16 protein-coding genes are annotated in these 16,826 nt (G+C 64.7%); 6 read left to right on the top strand and 10 right to left on the bottom strand.

What is annotated here, in order from left to right; genetic code table 11:
- The first annotated feature begins 27 nt into the window (after positions 1-27).
- Positions 28-2,061 carry a prolyl oligopeptidase family serine peptidase gene (locus CH262_RS06775; RefSeq protein WP_094717256.1) on the top strand — a complete coding sequence of 678 codons (2,034 nt, stop codon included), beginning with the start codon at positions 28-30 and terminating at the stop codon, positions 2,059-2,061.
- A gap of 2 nt (positions 2,062-2,063) precedes the next feature.
- Here CH262_RS06775 and CH262_RS06770 read toward each other — a convergent pair whose 3' ends face one another.
- The 3 genes from CH262_RS06770 to ppk2 form a co-directional block, all read right to left on the bottom strand.
- The gene (locus CH262_RS06770) at positions 2,064-3,080 is read right to left on the bottom strand and encodes an alpha/beta hydrolase (protein ID WP_094717255.1); all 1,017 of its coding nucleotides are present in this window, start codon (positions 3,078-3,080) and stop codon (positions 2,064-2,066) included.
- 127 nt (positions 3,081-3,207) lie between these two features.
- Positions 3,208-4,041 carry an alpha/beta hydrolase family protein gene (locus CH262_RS06765; protein ID WP_027498426.1) on the bottom strand — a complete coding sequence of 278 codons (834 nt, stop codon included), beginning with the start codon at positions 4,039-4,041 and terminating at the stop codon, positions 3,208-3,210.
- Between the two features lie 1,084 nt (positions 4,042-5,125).
- Positions 5,126-6,070 (bottom strand): polyphosphate kinase 2, encoded by a 945-nt coding sequence (gene ppk2 / locus CH262_RS06760; RefSeq protein ID WP_045840630.1) that lies wholly within the window; start codon positions 6,068-6,070, stop codon positions 5,126-5,128.
- 281 nt (positions 6,071-6,351) lie between these two features.
- Here ppk2 and CH262_RS06755 point away from each other — a divergent pair, with 281 nt between their 5' ends.
- A complete protein-coding gene (locus CH262_RS06755; protein WP_027498428.1) occupies positions 6,352-6,558 on the top strand; it encodes a PspC domain-containing protein in 207 nt (68 codons plus the stop codon).
- Positions 6,559-6,638: 80 nt separating this feature from the next.
- On the opposite strand, the gene CH262_RS27495 is transcribed toward CH262_RS06755, so the two are convergent.
- Positions 6,639-6,794, bottom strand: a complete 156-nt coding sequence (locus CH262_RS27495; RefSeq protein ID WP_155288427.1) for a hypothetical protein — start codon at positions 6,792-6,794, stop codon at positions 6,639-6,641.
- A 161-nt stretch (positions 6,795-6,955) separates the two neighbouring features.
- Positions 6,956-8,368, bottom strand: a complete 1,413-nt coding sequence (locus tag CH262_RS06750; protein ID WP_027498429.1) for a glucose-6-phosphate dehydrogenase — start codon at positions 8,366-8,368, stop codon at positions 6,956-6,958.
- A gap of 49 nt (positions 8,369-8,417) precedes the next feature.
- Here CH262_RS06750 and CH262_RS06745 point away from each other — a divergent pair, with 49 nt between their 5' ends.
- Entirely contained in the window at positions 8,418-9,020 is a 603-nt protein-coding gene (locus CH262_RS06745) for a hypothetical protein (protein WP_032381215.1), read from the top strand.
- A gap of 12 nt (positions 9,021-9,032) precedes the next feature.
- Here the strand turns inward: CH262_RS06745 and CH262_RS06740 are convergent, their stop codons facing one another.
- On the bottom strand, positions 9,033-9,605 hold the full coding sequence (locus tag CH262_RS06740; RefSeq protein WP_094717254.1) for an isochorismatase family protein: 573 nt from the start codon (positions 9,603-9,605) through the stop codon (positions 9,033-9,035).
- 21 nt (positions 9,606-9,626) lie between these two features.
- On the opposite strand from CH262_RS06740, the gene CH262_RS06735 reads away from it, so the two are divergent.
- On the top strand, positions 9,627-10,433 hold the full coding sequence (locus CH262_RS06735; RefSeq protein WP_094717382.1) for an MOSC domain-containing protein: 807 nt from the start codon (positions 9,627-9,629) through the stop codon (positions 10,431-10,433).
- Here the strand turns inward: CH262_RS06735 and CH262_RS06730 are convergent.
- Genes CH262_RS06730 through aspA form a run of 4 tightly spaced genes read right to left on the bottom strand, consistent with a single transcriptional unit; the run spans position 10,398 to position 14,567 of the window.
- Positions 10,398-10,718, bottom strand: a complete 321-nt coding sequence (locus tag CH262_RS06730) for a hypothetical protein (protein WP_027498433.1) — start codon at positions 10,716-10,718, stop codon at positions 10,398-10,400. The two genes, CH262_RS06735 and CH262_RS06730, sit on opposite strands and share 36 nt — an antisense overlap.
- Before the next feature lie 58 nt (positions 10,719-10,776).
- Entirely contained in the window at positions 10,777-11,697 is a 921-nt protein-coding gene (locus CH262_RS06725) for an asparaginase (protein ID WP_048316342.1), read from the bottom strand.
- Entirely contained in the window at positions 11,690-13,123 is a 1,434-nt protein-coding gene (locus CH262_RS06720) for an amino acid permease (RefSeq protein ID WP_094717253.1), read from the bottom strand. The genes CH262_RS06725 and CH262_RS06720 overlap by 8 nt, the downstream gene beginning before the upstream one ends.
- 4 nt (positions 13,124-13,127) lie before the next feature.
- Complete coding sequence (aspA, locus tag CH262_RS06715; protein ID WP_094717252.1) at positions 13,128-14,567, bottom strand: aspartate ammonia-lyase; 1,440 nt, start codon at positions 14,565-14,567, stop codon at positions 13,128-13,130.
- A 101-nt stretch (positions 14,568-14,668) separates the two neighbouring features.
- Between aspA and CH262_RS06710 the strand changes: the two genes are divergently transcribed.
- Both CH262_RS06710 and argG read left to right on the top strand, forming a co-directional pair.
- Positions 14,669-15,373 carry a FadR/GntR family transcriptional regulator gene (locus CH262_RS06710; protein ID WP_032390646.1) on the top strand — a complete coding sequence of 235 codons (705 nt, stop codon included), beginning with the start codon at positions 14,669-14,671 and terminating at the stop codon, positions 15,371-15,373.
- Positions 15,374-15,395: 22 nt separating this feature from the next.
- Positions 15,396-16,811 carry an argininosuccinate synthase gene (gene argG, locus CH262_RS06705; protein ID WP_032373710.1) on the top strand — a complete coding sequence of 472 codons (1,416 nt, stop codon included), beginning with the start codon at positions 15,396-15,398 and terminating at the stop codon, positions 16,809-16,811.
- Positions 16,812-16,826 lie beyond the last annotated feature (15 nt).

Raw genomic sequence — 16,826 nt, 5'->3', positions numbered from 1 at the left:
CCGCACGTGTGCTGCTAGAACTGTGCCATGGCTTTCTCGGACGACCCGTACCTCTGGCTCGAAGACGTCACCGGCGACGACGCACTCGCGTGGGTACGCGAGAAGAACGAGGTGACGATCCAGGCGCTGGCAGGCGAGCGTTTCGACGCCACCGTGGCGGGTGTACGCGAGATTCTCGACACCGATGCGCGGATCCCGTACGCACGCAGGCGCGGGCAGTTCCTCTACAACTTCTGGCGCGACGCCGAGCACATCCGCGGGGTGTGGCGACGCACCACGATGGACGAGTACCGCACGGACGAACCCGAGTGGGACGTCCTGCTCGATCTCGACGCCCTGGCCGCCGACGAGGGCGAGAACTGGGTGTGGGGCGGCGCTCAGGTACTGCGCCCCGACCAGCTGCGCGCTTTGGTGACGCTGTCCCGAGGCGGTGCCGACGCGACGGTGGTACGCGAGTTCGATCTCGACTCCCGCACGTTCTGCGCTACGGAGGACGGCGGTTTCACGCTGCCCGAGGCCAAGACCGACATCGGCTGGATCGACGCCGACACCGTGTTCGTCGGCACCGATTTCGGACCGGGGTCCCTGACCGAATCCGGCTATCCGCGGATCACCAAGCGATGGCACCGAGGCACACCGCTCGCCGACGCGGAGACCGTCTACGAGGGCGAATCCCAGGACATCTCGATCTCTGCGTGGCACGACCGCACGCCGGGATTCGAGCGCGACTTCGTGCAGCGGTCCACCGACTTCTACAACTCCGAGACCTACGTGCTCGACGGTACGGCGGTGACCCGCATTCCGACGCCGACGGACGCATCGACCTCGGTCCACGAGAACTGGCTGCTGGTTCGGACGATGACCGAGTGGACCTACGACGGCGTCACCCATCCGGCGGGCGCTCTGCTCGCGGCCGACTTCGACGAATTCATGAGCGGCACAGCATCTCTGGCGGTTCTGTTCACTCCGGACGAGCACACGTCCCTGCATCAGTACGCGTGGACCGAGAATCATCTGCTGCTGGTGACGCTGCAGGATGTCCGTACTCGTCTGCATGTGCTCACACCCGGTGCACATGGGTGGGATACGACCACCGTCGACGGGCTGTCGGAGTTGGCGTCGACCGAGATCATCGGTACGGACGCCGAGGAGAACGGGGACGAGTTCTTCCTCGGCTCCTCGGGTTACCTCACCCCGGCCACGCTGCTGGTCGGTACGGTCGGCGGCGCGCTCGAGGTACTCAAGCAGGCTCCCGCTTTCTTCGACGCGGACGGCATGACCGTGCAACAGTTCTTCGCGGAGTCGGACGACGGCACTGCGATCCCCTACTTCGTCGTCCGACGCGGCGACGCAGGCCCCGGCCCGACACTGCTGTACGGCTACGGCGGCTTCGAGATCTCGATGACGCCCGGCTACAGCGGAGCAATGGGTCGAACGTGGCTCGAACGCGGCGGCACCTACGTCGTTGCCAACATCCGCGGCGGCGGCGAGTACGGACCGTCCTGGCACACCCAGGTATTGCGAGCGGGCCGGCATCTGGTCCACGAGGACTTCGCCGCGGTCGCCCGCGACCTGGTGGCCCGAGGGATCACCACCGCCGATCGCTTGGCCGCCCAGGGCGGCAGCAACGGTGGCCTGCTGATGGGCATCATGGAAACGAAGTACCCGGAACTGTTCGGGGCGTTGGTATGTCAGGTCCCGCTACTGGACATGAAGCGGTACCACCTGTTGCTCGCGGGAGCGTCCTGGGTGGCCGAGTACGGGAACCCCGACGACCCCGCCGAATGGGAGTTCATCTCGCAGTACTCCCCGTACCAGAACGTCGTGGCCGCGTCCGAGCGGAAGTACCCACCGATACTCATCGCCACGTCCACCCGAGACGATCGAGTCCATCCCGGTCACGCCCGCAAGATGGCTGCGCGGCTGGCCGAGCTCGGTCAGGACGTGAGCTACTACGAGAACATCGAGGGCGGCCACGGCGGGGCGTCGGACAATGCGCAGCTGGCTTTCAAGACCGCACTGACGTACGAGTTCCTGTGGCGGCACCTCGAGAGCCGGTGATGTCAGTCGGCCAGAGCCTGCTCGAACATCGGCCAGGAATTGTGGAGATCGTCCTGCCAGTATCCCCAGGAGTGCGTCCCGCGTTCCCGTAGCTCGAAATGGGCTGGGATGTCCAGCTTTTCGAGCGCGCTCTTCAGTCGACGGGTGCAGTCGCCGGTGGCGACCTCGATGGCGCCGCCCACCACCATCTGGTTCAGCAGCACGAAACCGGGGCCGTTGGGGTTGGTTCCGTCGAAGGTGTCCGATGCCCCCGCCAGGCCACTGCCGTTGGAGATGTACAGCGCGGTGCCGCGCAATTTGTCGGCGTTGACGACAGCGTCGTTGTGCACCCAGTCGGGGTCGCCGTCCGGGCCCCACATGTTCTTCACGTCGGTTCCGAGCGCCATCGATACGACGGTCTTGACGTACGCGCGGCCCAACGGATCGGTGGTCGAGGCGCAGCCGCTGTAGGAGCCGACCGCCCGGAAGAGACCGGGGTTGTGCGCCGCCAGATTGAGCACCGACGTCGCAGCCATCGAGATCCCGGCAATGACGTTGCGGCCGTTGGTCTTCAGCAGCTGGTCGACGAGTGGCGGCAGTTCGCGGGTCAGGAAGGTCTCCCACTTGTTGCGGCCGAGCACGCGATCGTCGTGCTGCCAGTCCGTGTAGTAGGAATAGGCCCCGCCGACGGGTGTGACCACATTGACGTTCTTGTCCGCGAAGAACGACACGACATCGGTCTGGGTGTACCAGTCCATACCGTCCACCCCACCGCCCGCGCCGTTGAGCAGGTACACGGTGGGGCTCGGTTTCGCACGGTCCGGAGAGCGGAGAATCTTCAGCGGGATGGTCCGCTCCATCGCGGCCGAATGCACGAACGCCGTCATGGCGACGGCGTCGGTCTCCTCCGTTCGCACCACGTACGACGTCGACGCGTCGGGCGCGGCGAGGGCCGTGCCCTGCGAGGCCGACGCAGCGATACACGCGGCCACGAGCACACCCCTACCGATCCGACGAGCTGTAGCCCCCAGGCCGTTCATACACGTGCTCGCTATCTTCGGCAGAACAGAAGTTGAGTCACTAGCGTTGTACACCAGAACGGGCGCGGAGTTGGAACTTATCGCATGAATTAATCCAAACGACCGTATCGTTCGGCACGGGGTTGTGTCAGCGGTGCATCCACCGCTCGACCAGGTCGGCCACCGCTGTGGGATTGCGGATCCACCCGTTGTGGCCCAGCGGCTCGTCGATGTGTTCGGTGGTGATGTCGGCGTTGGCAAGCTTGGCCGTCAGATTCTCCATCGAACCCTTGGGTGCCAGATCGTCGCCCTCGATGGTCACTGCCAGCACCGGTAGGGTCAGCCGGCCCATCCGTTCCTCGTAGTCGATGTCGGCACCGGCCGGCTCGATCGAGCCCGTTCGGGCGAACCTGGACCAGTCGTCGATCAACACTCGTGATTGACGACCGAATCCGCCGACCCCGATGCGGTCCCCCGGCCAGAATCCGGCGATGTTGCTGGTGATCGCCATCGCCGCCGCGCCGAAGTACAGCGGGACCCCGCGAGTGGTGCCGAAACCGCGGTGGTACGGCGACCCGGATGCCACCAGGATCAAGCCACCGAGCCTGCCTCGAATTCGGGCGGCGTACATCGCGCCCAGTTGTCCGCCCATACTGTGGCCCAGCAGATACGGGGTTGCGGCGGGAAACTGCTCGCGCACCACCTCGAAGATCGCCGGAAAGTCGACCGAGACCAGTTCCTGATATCCGTACCTGCTCGACGAACTCGGCTTCGGCTTACTGTCCCCCTGGCCCCGAAGATCGCCGATCGCAGCATGGAATCCGCGGGCGACGAGCGCTTCGGCGAACAGCCGGTAGTAGCCGCCGGGGATGCCGAGACCCGGGAGAACGACGATGACGGGCGCATCGTCTCGGCCCTCACTCGGAAACAGCGTCACCGGCACCGTCGAACCGTCGGGCATCTGAATCGGAACCGTCTGCATCGGCCAACCCTATGACGGTGCGACCGCACCTTCCCCAGGGCACTACCTCACAGGATGATCGGGTGGTAGCTGCCGGTCGACCAGCTGAACCAGAACAGTTGACTGTTGATGAAGCCGACTACGGCTTCGAGCATGGTGCCCCCTCTACTACCGTCGATACCGAGCGCATCGACGATGAGGTTCAGGTCTACCCGGTCGGCGGCGAATCATCGACCGCTGGAGCATATTTCGGTCGAACGAATGACACTTCGAAACCACGAAAACCGGGCCCGACGGTAAGTCGGGCCCGGCTTCGGAGTCGCGCTTCAGCTGGGAAGCGTGCCGGGGATGTTGACGACCGAACCTGTTCCTTCGGAGCTGCCGACAGCGAGCAACTGCAGCAACAGCGAGAGAAATTCCATCAAAACTCCTTCGAGAGAGGGGGATTCGCCGCCGACGCGGCGTCGCGGGCCTTACTGTTCATCGATTCGGCTCCGGTCGGCCGTCCAGGCCGAGGCCTACGGCGCGGAGCCGGGATGTCAGTCGGAGGAAGAACTGATACCCGAGAAGAGCTGGATGAAGATTGCCAAGAGGTCACCGAGTTCAGCGGACATGCGACAGGCTCCTTGTTGTTCGAGGGATGTGCAGATCGAACGTGACGGTCGTCACTCGATTACCTCTGCATGAAGATTTCTACCCGAACGGATAACGTTTCGTACACGCATTGGCATCGAAAAGTCAGAAATCTTGGTGAGCTGTCACAAAACGGTCACGGAGACGAAAGTCGCGGCCGCCCCCGACAGCGACCGCGACTCGTAGACCGACGAATTACGCGGCGCTACCCGACGTCAGCACGCCGACGATCTGCTCGACGATCGCGTCGACGATGCCGTCGTAGACTCCGGTTGCAATGTCGGTGATGAACTGCGCAGCTGAACCCATGAGAACTCCTGATGCTCGTCTCTTCGTACAGCCGTAGGTAATACGGCCTACCACTTTCCTACCGCAACCACCGTCGCGGTGCACAACGCGGCACGAACTCACTGCGCGGATACCGAAGCGACGCAGGACGTTCACCGAGCAGACCCCGGTATGTAGCCCAGAATTATTCTCCGAGCACGTCTTTCGCGCGACCGACGAGCAACGGGTCTGTTTCGCCCACGATCTCGGAGTCCTTGTTGGCGTAGTCGAACTTGTTGAGTACGAACCGCATCGCGTTGATCCGCGCGCGCTTCTTGTCGTTGCTCTTCACCACGGTCCACGGTGCTACGTCGGTATCGGTGGCGCGGAAGTTCTCTTCCTTCGCAGCGGTGTACGCATCCCACTTGTCCAGTGACGCAAGATCCATCGGCGACAGTTTCCACTGCCGTACCGGATCCACCTGCCGGATCGCGAAGCGAGTGCGCTGCTCGTGCTGCGACACCGAGAACCAGAACTTGGTCAAGCTGATGCCCTCGTCCACCAACATCTGCTCGAACAGCGGTGCCTGCCGAACGAACTGTGCATGCTGCTCCTCGGTGCAGAACCCCATGACCCGTTCGACACCGGCACGGTTGTACCAAGACCTGTCGAACATCACAATTTCGCCGGCCGCAGGCAGATGCCCGATGTACCGCTGGAAATACCACTCCGTCGACTCCCGCACCGACGGCTTCTCCAACGCGACGACGCGTGCGCCGCGGGGATTGAGGTGCTCCATGAACCGCTTGATCGTGCCGCCCTTACCGGCGGCGTCCCGACCCTCGAAGATGATGACGTGGCGTCGTCCGGTGTCCTTGGACCACATCTGCAGCTTGAGCAGTTCGATTTGCAGCAGCCGCTTTTCGAGTTCGTACTCGGCGCGGGTCATACGCTCGTCGTAGGGGTAGTTCTCCCGCCACGTGTCGACGACGTGACCGCCCGGGACCGTCAGCAGCACCGGGTCGTCGTCATCGGAGTCGTCGACGACGAACCCCGAAGTATCGGCAAGATCCACGGCGGTCGTGATGTCCCGCACGTCGCTGAGATTCTTGCGTGCAGCCACGCCGTTGCGGAGATCGAAGTCGGTCATGCGCCGAAAGTTAGTGCTCATCGGTGACCGGTCCATGGCGATTCGGTGAACACCGAGCGCAACCGGACGCATCGGACACGCTTCCGGTCTGCAAGGGGGACGGACCGGAAGCGACCGACACTTCCGACCGTAATCCTCGCGCCGACAACAGGTCGAGTGTCTGCGTCGTAAAAGTCACCGAACTTGGTCGGCGACTTTTTTCTCGATCGTTCGATTCTCCGGGTCGATATGGGTGAAAGCCCCGATGTGCCCACAGGCGTCGGCGACGCAGACTTCTCACCATGACATTCGAGAGCAATTCCCCCAGAGAATTCACCCTGTCCAACTCGCAGAAGATGATCGGAGGCGTCTGCGGCGGTATAGCCGACTACTTCGGTTGGGACGTCAACCTCGTTCGCGTCGCCACCGTCGCCGGTGCAGTGCTCAGCGGTGGCACAGTCGTGCTGATCTACCTGGCGGCCCTGATGCTGATGCCGCGCCGCCCGTGAGCTCCCGCGACCGCGGAAAGGCCCCGCATCCTCGCCGGTGGAGGAACGGGGCCTTGCCGTCGGACTTCGCGGAATGGGGCCTAGCTGGAGCCGAAGCTACCGGTGCTTCCGCCGAGCAGTCCGTCGAGAAGTTCACCGAGACCATCGGTGAGGCCACCGGTGATGGGTCCGGTGATGCCACCGTCTTCGCCGCCGCCGAGGATGGGCAGGAGGCCGGTGAGGAGATCGAGGAGCATGGGTAAGCCTTTCGAAAGACACGTCGTGGCCCAGTCGGAGGGTGACCAGGCCACAGGAACATAACGTTCCAGACGCGATCCATTCCATCGTTTCGGACAAAAAGGACCCACTGGCTGTTTCGGGGCTCGAAAGCCGACCCGGTTCTTCGCCGTTCCGGTGATCAGTCCTCGGTTTTCCCGGTGATCAACCAACCGCAGGGCGCAGCCAGATCGTCGGCTTCCGTCGGTCCCATCGAGCCCGGCGCATAGTTCTTCACCGCGGGCGGATCGTTCAACAGCGGCGCCGCCACCTCCCACACGTGGGCCAGGCCGTCGGGTCTGGTGAACAGCGATCGGTCCCCGTTCAGTACATCGAGGATCAGCCGGGAATACGGGCTCAACGGCTCCGCGTCGGGCACCGATTTCAGCGGCAACGACAGATGCCCGACGGACAGGTCGAAATCCGGTCCCGGTTCCTTGACCGTCATCGCGATATCGATGCTGCCGTCACCGGACAGGTCGAACGAGAGCACCGCGCCGTCTTCCGGCAGCGTCGACAGTGGACTGTCGGCGGGCTTGCGGAACACCAGCGACACCCGCTGCGCTCCGGCACCGAGCATCTTGCCGGTACGAAGCAGGAACGGCACCCCGCGCCAGCGATCGGTATCCACCCACAGCTTCGCGGCCACGAACGTGTCGACCGTCGAATCCTCGGCAACGCCGTCGACGTCGCGGTAGCCGTCGTACTGCCCCAGAACCACCTCGTCGGTGTCGAGTGGACGGAACTGCCCGATCACCGTTTCGCGAGCCGACTGCAGATCCTCGGCCTTCAACGACGCAGGGGGTTCCATGGCCACCTCGGCGGCCACCTGGAACAGGTGGGTCACCAGCATGTCCAGAACGGCACCGGTCTCGTCGTAGAACTCGGCACGGTCGTCGATGTCGAGTGTCTCGGGCACGTCGATCTGCACATGCTCCACGTGCTCGGAGTTCCAGATGCCGCTGATCATGCCGTTGGCGAACCGCAACACGTGCAGGTTCTGCGTTGCTTCCTTACCGAGGAAATGGTCGATGCGATAGACCTGTTCCTCCTTCACGACCTCGTGCACGGCCTTGTCGAGTTCCTCGAAGTTGTGCTGCGAGGTGCCGAACGGCTTCTCGTACACCACTCGGGAACCCTCGGCGAGATCGTGTGCACCCAGGGCCTTCGTGTAGTCGACGAACGTGCTCGGCGGCAGCGCGATGTAGTGCACCAGCTGTGCGTCGTCACCGATCTCTTTCCTGGCGTCGGCGACGACGTCGGGGAGCTTGCCGGGATCGTCGACGGTGAAGCCGTTGCCCGCGAAACGGATTCGCTTCGAGAACGCCGACCAATCGTCGTCGGCCACGTTCTCGGCGAACTCGTCGAGCACATCTTTCACGTGGTCGCGGAACTCGTCGTCGGACGAGTCCTTACGACCGTTGCCGATCAGGATCCATTTCTCCGGCAGCAGGCCTTCGACGTGGAGTTGGTAGAACGACGGCAGAACCATTCGCTTCGCGAGGTCTCCGGTCGCGCCGAACAGGACGAATACAGTGGGTTGCGAGGACGCCATGACCTCCACTATGCACCGCATAGTGCTACCTAGGTGAGAGTGCACGAAGATGACCAGATCACGGTTTCACGGAGAGATCTACGGGGTAGGTACGACGTCGGGAGTGCGCATCGTCGTCGGACACTGGACGCGCTCGCCCCTCGGCGAATTCACCGATGTGATGGTCCAATTCGCGGACGGTCGACGCCTACTCGTGGCCCCGAACGAGGCAGTACGTGAATTCGTCACGGCGACATACTCGTTCGATTCCACCGAGCTGGTACCGGTCACCTTCTCCGACCAGCCCGACGGGTGGCGGTCCGTCGTCGCCGGGGATCTGTCGGTACGCATCCGAGTGGCCGGACCGACGGTTCTCGGCCGCGCCCTGAGCCTCGTCCCCGACGCCGTGTCCACCGCACCGTGGTTCTGCACGATCAGCGACCCCATCGCCCGAGTGATACTGCGCGGAGTGCGAACTCGCGGCAGCGCCGGCGGAGGCAGGCGCGAATACTACGGAGCCAGGCACCAGCACCGCGTCGTCGACGTCGTCGCATCCTGGCAAGGAGAGGACCTCGGCTCGCTGACGCCCGTCACTCCCCCGGTGACGTTCGGATTCGGCAGCACCCCCGCGGCACCGTCGGTCACGTCCATCACCACCACGATCGACTCGTAGACCACTGCAGTTTCACACCACTGCTGCTCCGACTTCGCGGAGTTCGTCGAGAGCCGCTGCGGAAGTCTCGGGAGCGACCCCGGCCACCAGATCGGTGAGAACCCGAACGTCCAGGTGCTGTGCCACTGCATCTTTCGCCGACGCCAGCACGCAGTAATCGGTGGCGAGACCGACGATGTCGACGGCCGTCACCTCGTTGGCGGTCAGGATCTCGGACAGGGATGTTCCGTCCTCGGTGACGCCTTCGAACGCCGAGTACGACGGTCTGCCCTGCCCCTTGTAGACATGCACGTCGACGCTGCCGGTTCGGTAATCCGGGTGATATTCCGCGCCGACCGTTCCCGCGACGCAGTGCACGGGCCACGTGGTGACGAAATCCGGGGCAGCGTCGGTGGCGAAATGTCCACCGTTGTCGCTGTCGCCGTCGTGCCAGTCGCGTGAGGACACCACGAGGTCGTAGGCGTCGCCGCTCCGGGCGAGGTACGCGCTGATCCTGCGCGCCACCTCCCCACCGCCGACCACGGCCAGAGCACCACCCTCGGTGAAATCGTTCTGAACATCGACTACCAACAGAGCACGAGTCATGTGTCCCAGTATCCTCGACGGGTGCGCGTGTCGTCTCTGGTGACCTACCCCGTCAAAGGATGTGCCGGTACGGCACTGGACTCGGCCCGGGTGAGTACAGCCGGTCTCGAACACGACCGAGCGTTCATGATCGTCGACTCCGACGGCTCCTTCCGCAGCCAACGCACCGATCCCGTACTGGCCGTTGTTCGCTGCTCGGTGGAAGACGGTTCACTGACACTGCGCCACGAGAACGCAGGAAGCGTCACCGCCGTCGTCGATCGTGAATCCGCGGGCCGCGAGGTCACGATGTTCGGCACGCCGCTGCGGGGCATCGACCAGGGCGACGACATCGCCGCCTGGCTCACCGACGTCATCGGCGAGCCCTCCCGCCTCGTCGCCGCGCCCCACGATCACGGCCGCGTCACCGACGGAATCCGCCCCGGCTCAGCCCACTTCGCCGACAGCGCCGCCGTCCACATCCTCTCGACCGCCACGCTGGCCGGGCTCAATTCCCGCCTCGACGCCCCGCTGCCGATCGACCGATTTCGGCCCAACATCGTCGTCGACGGCTCGCAGGACGCTCATGTCGAGGACGAAGTGCGCGACATCTCGATCGGCGACGCACGATTGGCGTACACGAAGCTGGCGATCCGCTGCGCCGTCACCACGGTGGAGCAGAGCACCGGTGTTCGCACCGGACCCGAACCCCTGCGCACTCTCGGCACCTACCGCCGGGCTCGGCAGAAGGGCGTCGCCTTCGGTTCGAAGTTCTCGGTGATCGAGGAAGGAACCATCTCGGTCGGGGACGAACTACGCGTCGAGACCTGGGGCGAGTCGGAGCTGTAACTCGAACGGCATGTGGTTCGCCCACCCGTTACGCGCTCGCAGCCGAAGATGCTGTTCTGCACCGAGTTCGACGCGTCGCCGTCCGATGCCGAGTGCGGACGTCGTGCCGCGGTAACGGATGAATGCGGTGAGCTCGTGGCCACCCGGTGCCAGCTCGTAGGTCGACGGTTCCGACCACGACTGGCGATGCTCCACGCCGTCGATCGTCACGAACGGCCGCGCCAGCGTGCGCACCAACGACGCGTTCACCCAATGTGGAGCGAATTCGATCTCGATCGTGCTCACGTCACGCCTCCTTGGTGCGCTGAGTGTCCACTGTTCGGCTCCGTAGGCGGGATCCCGCCTAGGCGAACGAATTGTGGACGACCACGTCAGTAGCTCCAGTGGCGACCAGCGCCGCCAACTGGATGCGCGCCTGTCCGGCCCGGAGTTCGCGGGAGAACACCGCACCGGCGTCGAGCAGATCGTGGCCGCCGCCTCCGCCGCCGTACGTCGGCGAGGTCTCACCGAACGGCACCCGCGTCGTGACGACCACGTGCAGCCCAGCAGCAACGGCCTCTTTCACCGCGTGCACCACCAGAGCGTTGGTGTTACCCGAGCCCAACGCCTCGAGCACGATGCCCGACGCCCCGGCTTCGCGACAGGCATCGATCTGCACCCCGTCCGCACCCGGGTACAGGGCCACGACGTCCACGCGCACTCCCGCGACGGGCTGCCACCGCAGCGGGTCCGGCCTCGGCACTGCTGCCGACCGAAAGGCGTCGAGTTCGGAAGTGTGTTTCTTGATCGCCCCGCGGGCCGGCAGTACTCGTCCGCCGAACGCGATCAGCACCCCCTGCTCGGACCGCGCCGCCGTCACCGCTGCGGCGATGTTGCCGGGGCCGTCCGGGTCCGGATGATCGGCGGTGCGTTGGGCCCCGGTGAACACCACCGCACGCGCGTCGTCGTGGAACAGGTCGACGTACAACGCCGACTCCTCCATGGTGTCGGTGCCGTGCAACACCACCACTCCGGCGCAGCCGTCCTCGGCCAACGCGTCGACCACGGCAGTGCGAATGGCGTCGAGATCAGCGAGGTCCAGGGCGGAGCTGTCCTTCGACATCACCTCGCGCACCACCACGCCGTCCATGTCGACGCCCACGCCTGCGACCGGCCGAGAAACCCCGTGCTCGTCGCGACTACTGGCGATCGTCCCACCGGTGGTCAACAACACGACGAACTCAGCACTGTCGGGTCGTTCCGGCAGGCTCCACTCCTCAGTCATTACGGGCGGCTACCTCTCGAATTCTGTTGCGGCACATGTACCATCCGGCGATCAGCATCGGCGCGATGAGCAGGATGGACGCGACGGTCCACGTACCGACGGGTTTGTCGAAGGCCATCAGTACCAGTACACACGCCAGAAAGCCTAGCGTTGCGTAGCCGGTGTACGGGGCACCGAACAACCGGAACGCAGGCCGGGTGACCGCGCCGGTCCTGGACAGAGACCAGAACTTCAGCTGGCACGCCACGATGACGGCCCACGCGCTGATGATGCCGAGCGCAGCAAGGTTCAGCACGATCTCGAACGCCTGCGCCGGGACGACTGCGTTGAGGACGACCCCGAGCAGCGTCACCACCGACGTCAATGCGATGCCGCCGTACGGAACTCCCTGCTTGTTCATGCGGGCCGCGAATTTCGGTGCCGAACCGGCGACCGCCATCGAATGCAGGATGCGACCGGTGGAGTACAGCCCGGCGTTGAGAGACGACAGCGCTGCGGTGAGCACGACGAGGTTCATGATCGCGTCGGCACCCTCGACGTCGATCGCTCCGAAGAACGTGACGAACGGGCTCTCCCCGGCCTGATACGCGGTGTACGGCAGCAACAGCGAGAGCAGCAGCACCGAGCCGACGTAGAAGACGACGATGCGGACGATGACGGTGTTGATCGCCTTGGGGATGACCTTCTCGGGGTTCTGCGTCTCTCCGGCGGCGGTACCGACCAATTCGATGGAGGCATAGGCGAATACGACGCCCTGGATCACGACGATCGCCGGAAGCAGTCCGTTGGGGATGAGACCGCCGTTGTCGGTGAGGACGCTCAGACCCGGAGCCTGCCCGTCGATGGGGGTACCGAAGATGACGTAGTACGTGCCGATCGCGAGGAACGTCACCAGGGCCACGACCTTGATGAGCGCGAACCAGAATTCGAGCTCACCGAACACCTTGACCGACACCAGGTTCAGACCGAGAACCAACACCAGGCCGGCCAGCGCGAACACCCATTGATCCACGTTGCCCAGTGGTGCCCAGTACTTCTTGAAGAAGTTCATGTACAGCGCCACTGCCGTCACGTCCACGACGGCCGTCATCGCCCAGTTCATCCAGTACAACCACCCGGCCGCGAACGCGACCTTCTCACCGAAGAACTCGCGGGAGTACGAGACGAACGATCCGGACGACGGGCGGTGCATCACCAGCTCACCCAGTGCGCGCAGGATCAGGAATGCGAAGAAGCCGCACAGTGCGTAGACCAGAACCAACGCGGGTCCGGCGTCGCGCAGTCTTCCACCGGCACCCATGAACAGGCCGGTGCCGATCGCGCCGCCGATGGCGATCATCTGAATCTGGCGCGGAGCCAGCTCTTTTCGATACCCCAGCTCCTCTTCGCGGAAGGCCTGCTTCTGGGTCGGGTTCTCGGTGCTCATCGCATTACCTCGTCGACGTCTCGGGAGCAACGGAATGCTCGGTGGGAGCCACCCGCAGGTTCGCGAGATGCTCGGGGCTCAGCAATCGATCCAGCTCTTCTCGCGCCAGCAGGCCCTTCTCGAGCACCAGGTCGACGACATTGCGACCGGTGACCAGCGCTTCCTGCGCAATGGCCGTCGATTCCACGTACCCGAGGTACGGGCTGAGCGCGGTGACCAGACCGATCGAGTTCTCCACCCGCTCACGCAGTAGATCGACATTGGCGGTGATGCCGTCGACGCACCGATGCGCGACGGTCCGGCAGGCCGCACTCAGATGCGCCATACCGTCGGACAGGGATTTGACGATGATCGGCTCGAAAGCGTTGAGCTGCAACTGCCCTGCCTCGGCGGCCATCGTGATGGTGACGTCGTGACCGATCACCTCGTAGGCAACCTGATTGAGAACCTCGGGAATGACGGGGTTGACCTTGCCGGGCATGATCGACGAACCCGCCTGCATCGGAGGCAGATTGATCTCGTTGAAGCCCGCGCGCGGCCCGGAGGACAGCAGCCGAAGGTCGTTGCAGATCTTCGACAGTTTCACTGCGACGCGCTTGAGCACACCCGACAGGTGCACGAACTGACCGACGTCCTGCGTTGCCTCGATCAGGTCCGTTGCGGTGACCAACGGCAGGCCGGTGATGGTGCGCAGGTGCGCGACGGCCGATTCGGTGTATCCGGCAGGAGCATTGAGCCCGGTGCCGATGGCCGTGGCCCCGAGGTTGATCTCGTGTACCAGCAGCGCGGCTTCCTCGAGCCGGGAGCAGTCCTCGTCGATCATGATCGCGTAGGTGCCGAACTCCTGACCGAGTGTCATCGGCACCGCGTCCTGCAGCTGGGTGCGGCCCATCTTCACGACGGTGGCGAACTCGCTTGCTTTGCGGGAGAACGAATCTCGCAGGACCTTCATCGATGCGATCAGCTCGTGCACGGCGAAGATGGTCGCGATGTTCACCGACGTCGGATACACGTCGTTGGTGGACTGCGAGGCGTTCACATGCTCGTTGGGGTGCAGCATCGAGTAGTCACCGTGCGCGTGGCCGAGGATTTCCAGGGCACGATTGGCGATGACCTCGTTGGCGTTCATGTTGGTCGACGTCCCCGCGCCGCCCTGAATGACGTCGACGACGAACTGCTCGTGCCACTGGCCGTCGAGAATTTCCTGGCACGCGGCCCGGATCGCTTCCCCGCGGGTGGTGTCGAGTATTCCGAGGTCCTGATTGGCCGCCGCGGCCGCCCACTTCACGGCTGCGAGCCCGCGGACGAGGTGGGCGTTGGTGGAGATCGGCCGCCCCGTGATGGGAAAGTTCTCCAGCGCGCGCAGGGTATGGATTCCCCAGTAGACGGTCATCGGAATCTCGCGTTCGCCGAGAAGGTCTTTCTCGATGCGGGTATCGGCCACGGTGGGTGCGCTCCTTCAGGGATGTCCAGCTGTCCGGCTGTCTGACAGGTAGAGTGTGGCGTAGAACACCTCGTCGGTCAACCCCGGGATAGGATCACTGCATGAACCTGTCGGACAGCTGGGCAGTCAGTGCGCCCACCAATGCCCGCATGAGTGCCGCCGAGGCAGTCTTCGCCGACCTGCGTGCCGCGATCTCGTCGGGAAAGCTCCCCGTCGGGCAGAAGCTGCCGTCCGAGGCGGCGCTGGCCGCCAGACACAGCGTCAGTCGTTCCGTCATCCGCGAGGCGCTGCGCTCGTGCCACGCGCTCGGTCTGACCGAAACCAAGACGGGCCTCGGCACCTTCGTCGTCCGCGATCGAGTGGGTAGCGACCTCGACATCGGCAACTACGAGGCCCGCGAACTCATGGAGGCCCGCCCCCACGTCGAGGTACCCGCAGCCGGGTGGGCGGCCGAACGACGTACCGCCGACGAGTTGGCGGTTCTCTCCGGCCTCGCCGACGAGATGCGTTCCGAGGACGACCACGAGGCCTGGGTCCTGTTGGACGCGCAGTTCCACACCGCGATCGCGCGGGCCAGCAGGAACCGCGTGTTCGAGTCGATCGTCGTCGACATCCGAGATGCCTTGACGCGGCAGTCCGAAACGTTGAACCTCGTCGCGCACCGGCAGCAGCAGTCCAACGTCGAGCACGACGCCATCGTCGCCGGTATCCGATCCGGCGAGTACGACGCAGCAGCCCGCGCCATGACCGCCCACCTCGATGCCGTCCGTGGTGCAGTGGAGTCGCTCGCCGATCGGCCCAGCTGACCGTACGACTAAGCTGCGGGCCGTGACGAAGGTATTGAACTCTCTCCCGGTCGGTGAACGAATCGGCATTGCATTCTCCGGTGGTCTCGACACCTCGGTGGCCGTGGCGTGGATGCGCGAGCACGGCGCGATCCCGTTTGCCTACACCGCCGACATCGGCCAGTACGACGAGCCGGATCTGTCCGACGTACCCGCCCGCGGCCTTGCGTACGGTGCCGAGCAGGCCCGGCTGATCGACTGCCGCGAACCGCTGGTCGAGGAAGGCCTCGCGGCACTGACCTGCGGCGCGTTCCACATCCGATCGTCATTGCAGACGTACTTCAACACCACTCCCCTCGGCCGCGCGGTGACCGGCACGCTGCTCGTGCGCGCGATGCAGGAGGACGGCGTCTCCATCTGGGGCGACGGCTCGACGTACAAGGGCAACGACATCGAGCGGTTCTACCGTTACGGCCTGCTCGCCAACCCCGAGTTGCGCATCTACAAGCCGTGGCTCGACGAGGCATTCGTCGCCGAACTCGGCGGCAGGCACGAGATGTCGCAGTGGCTCACCCAGCGCACCCTCCCCTACCGTGATTCGGCCGAGAAGGCGTACTCCACCGACGCCAACATCTGGGGTGCCACCCATGAGGCGAAGCGTCTCGAATACCTCGACACGTCCCTCGAGATCGTCTCGCCCATCATGGGTGTCCGCTTCTGGGATCCCGAGGTCGAGATCGCAGCCGAGGACGTCACCGTCGACTTCGAGCGTGGCCGTCCCGTTCGGATCAACGGCAAGTCCTTCGACAGTGCCGTCGACCTGGTGATGGAAGCCAACGCCATCGGCGGCCGCCACGGACTCGGCATGTCCGACCAGATCGAGAACCGGATCATCGAGGCCAAGAGTCGCGGCATCTACGAGGCCCCGGGCATGGCACTGCTGCACATCACGTACGAGCGGCTGGTCAACGCCGTCCACAACGAGGACACCATCGCCTCGTACCACAACGAGGGCCGCCGACTCGGACGCCTGCTCTACGAGGGCCGCTGGTTCGATCCGCAGGCACTCATGCTGCGCGAGGGCCTGCAGCGCTGGGTCGGCAACGTCGTCACCGGCAGCGTGACGGTTCGCCTGCGCCGCGGTCAGGACTTCACCATCGTCGACACCCAGGGCAGCAACTTCAGCTACCACCCCGAGAAACTGTCGATGGAACGCAGCCAGGGGCAGGCCTTCTTCCCCGGCGACCGAATCGGCCAGTTGACCATGCGCAACCTCGACATCGCGGATTCGCGCAGCAAACTCGAGCAGTACGCTGCTCAGGATCAGCTGACCGCCTGGGGCGACCTGATCGGCGAACTCGCCCCCGGTGGAGCCGACGCCATCGCCGCCAGCAGCGCCGAGAACTCGGTGGACTCCGCAGCCCTCGACCACGCCGCAATCGAGTCCGGCACCGACTGACTCCTGGCTGCCGAA

The organism is Rhodococcus sp. 05-2255-1e (genome assembly GCF_002259025.1).
Classification (GTDB): domain Bacteria; phylum Actinomycetota; class Actinomycetes; order Mycobacteriales; family Mycobacteriaceae; genus Rhodococcoides; species Rhodococcoides fascians.
The sequence above is the reverse complement of the archived record's forward strand: the minus strand, read 5'-3'. Positions and strand labels throughout refer to the sequence as shown.